Genomic DNA, 3,621 nt, shown 5'->3' with positions numbered 1-3,621 from the left:
ACCGGGTAGTTGCGACGATATCAAATCAACAGACAGCGACTGGATTCTTCGCTAAACTAGAACGCATGCGGAAAACACCCAGGCTGTCGCTGAAATCATTCAGCAAGAAATGGGTGGAGAGATGTTCGAAGTGTTGCCGGCAGACCCGTACCCCGTCGATTACGACACGCTCGTCTCACAGGTAGACCAAGAAAACGAAGAGGGCTATACACCGCCTCTCCAATGCAACGTAGAGGATATCGAGGCGTATGATACCGTGTTTTTCGGTGCCCCGACGTGGGATATGCAGTTGCCACCGCCGATGAAGACCTTTCTGAGTGAACACGATTTGGGCGGGAAGACTGTGGTCCCGTTCAATACGAATGGTGGGTATGGCATCGGGAGTAGCTTTCAGACGATCGAAGATCGCTGTCCAGATGCCGACGTACGGGAGGGCTTCTCCACGAGGGGTGGGTTGGAGAGAGACGGTGTGTACCTGGCAATCAAAGACGATCGGCGGGAGGAAGTCAGGGCGGAAGTGACTGAGTGGTTACAGAGGATTCAGATGTAAGCTCAGTCTTGCCAGTGTTGCGGCCGCACCCTCTCAGGGATTCACCAAACAGGATGGCGTAGCGTTCGGCAACGTATTTGGCAGTTGCAACGTACTGTCCACATAATTGAGGATGGCTGTACTGGACGATCTCTCGGGGTTCGAGTTTGAGGACGTGATGGAGGACGTGTTCCGGAACCTCGGCTACGAGAACGTCCGCCAGGCCGACCGCACGGCTGACGAGGGTCGCGACGTCATCATGGAGGAGGTCGTCGACGGCAGGCGGCGCGCGATCATCGTCGAGTGCAAGCACACGGGGACGGTCGGGCGGCCGGTCGTCCAGAAGCTCCACTCGGCGATCGCGACGTTCGACTTCGACGGCCCGAAACGTGGAATGGTTGTGACGACTGGCCGGTTCACGAACCCTGCTCAGGAGTACGCAAACCGACTCCAGCAGAACGACGACCCACACCCAATCGAGTTACTCGACGGCGAGGACCTCCGGGAGATTGCCGATGAGATTGGCCTCGACCTCTACAATGGGCGCATCGAGATTCTCTGTGACGAGACGCTCCGCCCGTACGACCCTGCCGCCGACGTCGACGCGGCCGTCGCGGAGGCGTTCCGCGACATCGAGAACATCGAGGCTACCGACCTGCCAGACCCGCATTCGGTGGTGACGTTCCGCCCGGTGGTCGCGGTCACTGCGGACACGAACGCCGTCTTCGAGACGTCGGTGGGCGTCATTCACCGGATCAACGACCGGACCCGATTCGTTGCCCACGCCGAACGCGGGCAGCCGCAGGTCGTCGACGAGGACGTCGGGACGCTGGTCACCGAGAATCTCCACGCGACTGTCGACCTCGACACCGGGCAGTTCGGAGAGGTGTTCGACGACATCGAGGAGCGCCGGTTCGGGCAGACCCAAACGGAGTACAAGGAGTGGGCAGTCGAGCGCCTCCAGCAACTCCACACGACGACGGTGACCTACACCGGCGACAACAACGTCACGTACAACAAGACCTGCGAGCCGAACCGCTCGGATATCTCCGTCCAATCAATTGAACCAGTGTACCTCCCCGAAGTTCGGCACACCACCGACATCCAGGAGTACACCTATCCCTACGAGTACTACGCGGCAGGCCCGTCACGAGTAACCGCCGAGGACGGCATCCATCAGTGCGTCCACTGTGAAACGAGCGGCGGCGACGAGACGTACACCTACTGTTCGAACTGCGGGGCGATCGCCTGCTCCAGCCACATCAAAACGGAGCGGCTGGAAGGCGAGCCGGTCTGTACGGGGTGTGCGGTGACGGAACGGTTCGCGCTGAAGACGAAGTACTTCTACGACGAGGAGAATCTCGAAGCGTTCCGCGAGGAGTACGCCGCGATGCCGCTTCACGAGAAGGCGATGGAGAACAAGTGGCTGGCCGGGGGAAGCGTTGTCGCGACGCTGCTGGTCGTCGTCGGACTACTCGTCATCGGCGGCATCATCTGAGCGGGCTAAGCGTTCACGCCGGCTCAGCGACCAGCTCTTCGAGCGCGTGCTCAAGCGGGCCGTGGAACTGCCAGCTGGCCCGCTCGAAGGCTTCCTCGGTCGGACCATCCCAGCGCGGGAAGGCGGAGTGACCACTCACCTTGACGGTCCACTCGGACGGCTCTTCGAACGGGTTCCGGGTCGGGAGCTCGACGACGTAGAGGTACTCCTCGTCGCCGTGAATGCCGTCGGCCGGATTCTCGACGCCGTGTCCGAGCAGAAACATCGGCTGGTCGAGGTGCTCCATATTGTCCGGGTCGAGGAGATCCGAGGGTTGGTCAGCGTGGATGCTCCGGTCACGCCCTTCGTCCACGTAGAGGGTCATCGTCGAGAGCGTGTTGAGGAGCAGGAACTGGGCAGCGGCGTACGCAGGCCCGCGTTCTGTTCGTGTCTCGTCGAGCAACTCTTTCAGCTGGACAAGGTCACGGAGGACGCTATCGGGATAGCCGTCCGAGTGTCGGTAGATTTGTGCGATGCGGTCGGTATCGGACTGTTCGCCTGCGGTCTCGCTTCGTTGGATGAATCGGAGTTGACTTCGTGTCGACATCGATCACCGCCGGCGCGTGTGCGCCGGCACCCATCGCCGGCGCAGAAACAACTTCTCCTGAATCGAGTGGAGTCGCTGGAATCTCGCCGAATGGCTGTCACTGGACAACTTAAACCCGGTTAAAAATGGATTCCGAAATTCGCAAGATGGCAGTCGGGCGGGGTCCTTGCTCGGAAACTGATGCTGTTCCAGCCCAAAGGTATGCGTATGTCATCGGAGTCTGAGAGGAGCTCACCACTCCCCGATCCAGATGAAATTGCCAGGCGGGCTGAACGGCAGCGTAGTCTGTACGAGGAGGCCGCCGAGAATCCAGACCGGGTGGTGCCAGCGATGTTCATCGAGGACTGCGCTCGGTGCGAAGCGCTCGCCGATAAGCGGCGTCGTGAGGGGTTCTATAAACACTTCTATCGGACACTCCCTGACCGAGAGACGGCGAAGCTGTCCAGCGACGATCTCCCCGAGGAGATTCAGTCTGCTGCGCCCGTCCATCGTGCAATCGATGATACGACTCTCGAGGACGAGAGCGCGGACGTGGCCTCCGTTTCGGAGCTGTGGGAGCAGATCGGTACTGGTGAGCACCCGGGCAAGCTGTGTCAAGCTCCACTGGTCCACTATATCGACCGTGAGGACTGCTATATCCACGCAGAACCAACGCGGGTCGGCTTCAGCTATGGCCTCCCCGTATTCGTGTATAAACGCCGGCAATCGGACAACCACTACGGAGTCTTCTTCTCCAGTGAGAAGGCGTATCTGTGGCTCTGTGGGTGGATTCTGCACGCCAACGGATTCTTCGACCCGAAAGAGTTCATCCCATCACTCTACTTCTTGAAGGCCTCGGACCCATCCACAGTTGCTCCTGAGCTGGTGTCCAAAACGGCTTCATTGAATCCGCAGAGGGCGACGGGATTCACTGTTTCACGGCTTGTTCGACGTTGTAGACTGCGGCGGCGAGCACAATTTCACGAAACTGGCGATACCACGCTCGCGCTCGGACGGCGGAGCCGTACG

At 60.1% G+C, this 3,621-nt stretch carries 3 protein-coding genes and 2 pseudogenes; 2 read left to right on the top strand and 3 right to left on the bottom strand.

What is annotated here, in order from left to right:
- Window positions 1–85: 85 nt before the first annotated feature.
- Both ABDZ36_RS02835 and ABDZ36_RS02830 read left to right on the top strand, forming a co-directional pair.
- Window positions 86–550, top strand: a pseudogene (locus ABDZ36_RS02835) (flavodoxin); the annotation flags it as partial.
- 112 nt (window positions 551–662) lie between these two features.
- On the top strand, window positions 663–2,027 hold the full coding sequence (locus tag ABDZ36_RS02830; RefSeq protein ID WP_211313739.1) for a restriction endonuclease: 1,365 nt from the start codon (window positions 663–665) through the stop codon (window positions 2,025–2,027).
- Window positions 2,028–2,040: 13 nt separating this feature from the next.
- Here the strand turns inward: ABDZ36_RS02830 and ABDZ36_RS02825 are convergent, their stop codons facing one another.
- The 3 genes and pseudogenes from ABDZ36_RS02825 to ABDZ36_RS02815 all read right to left on the bottom strand — a co-directional run.
- Window positions 2,041–2,613: a hypothetical protein gene (locus ABDZ36_RS02825; protein ID WP_211313738.1), complete on the bottom strand. Its 573-nt coding sequence runs from the start codon at window positions 2,611–2,613 to the stop codon at window positions 2,041–2,043.
- Window positions 2,614–2,844: 231 nt separating this feature from the next.
- Window positions 2,845–3,390, bottom strand: a complete 546-nt coding sequence (locus tag ABDZ36_RS02820) for a hypothetical protein (protein ID WP_343749194.1) — start codon at window positions 3,388–3,390, stop codon at window positions 2,845–2,847.
- A 130-nt stretch (window positions 3,391–3,520) separates the two neighbouring features.
- Window positions 3,521–3,621 (bottom strand): annotated as a pseudogene (locus ABDZ36_RS02815) (IS5/IS1182 family transposase); the annotation flags it as partial.

This window comes from Halarchaeum salinum, assembly GCF_039520965.1.
In the GTDB taxonomy this organism is placed as follows: domain Archaea; phylum Halobacteriota; class Halobacteria; order Halobacteriales; family Halobacteriaceae; genus Halarchaeum; species Halarchaeum salinum.
Note: the sequence above shows the minus strand (reverse complement) of the source record. Positions and strands in the feature narration are given on the sequence as shown.

What these genes read in the sequence shown, in the direction of transcription:
- ABDZ36_RS02825 (WP_211313738.1), bottom strand. Translation starts at nt 2,613, where the DNA reads ATGTCGACACGAAGTCAACTCCGATTCATCCAACGAAGCGAGACCGCA.
- ABDZ36_RS02830 (WP_211313739.1), top strand. Translation starts at nt 663, where the DNA reads ATGGCTGTACTGGACGATCTCTCGGGGTTCGAGTTTGAGGACGTGATG.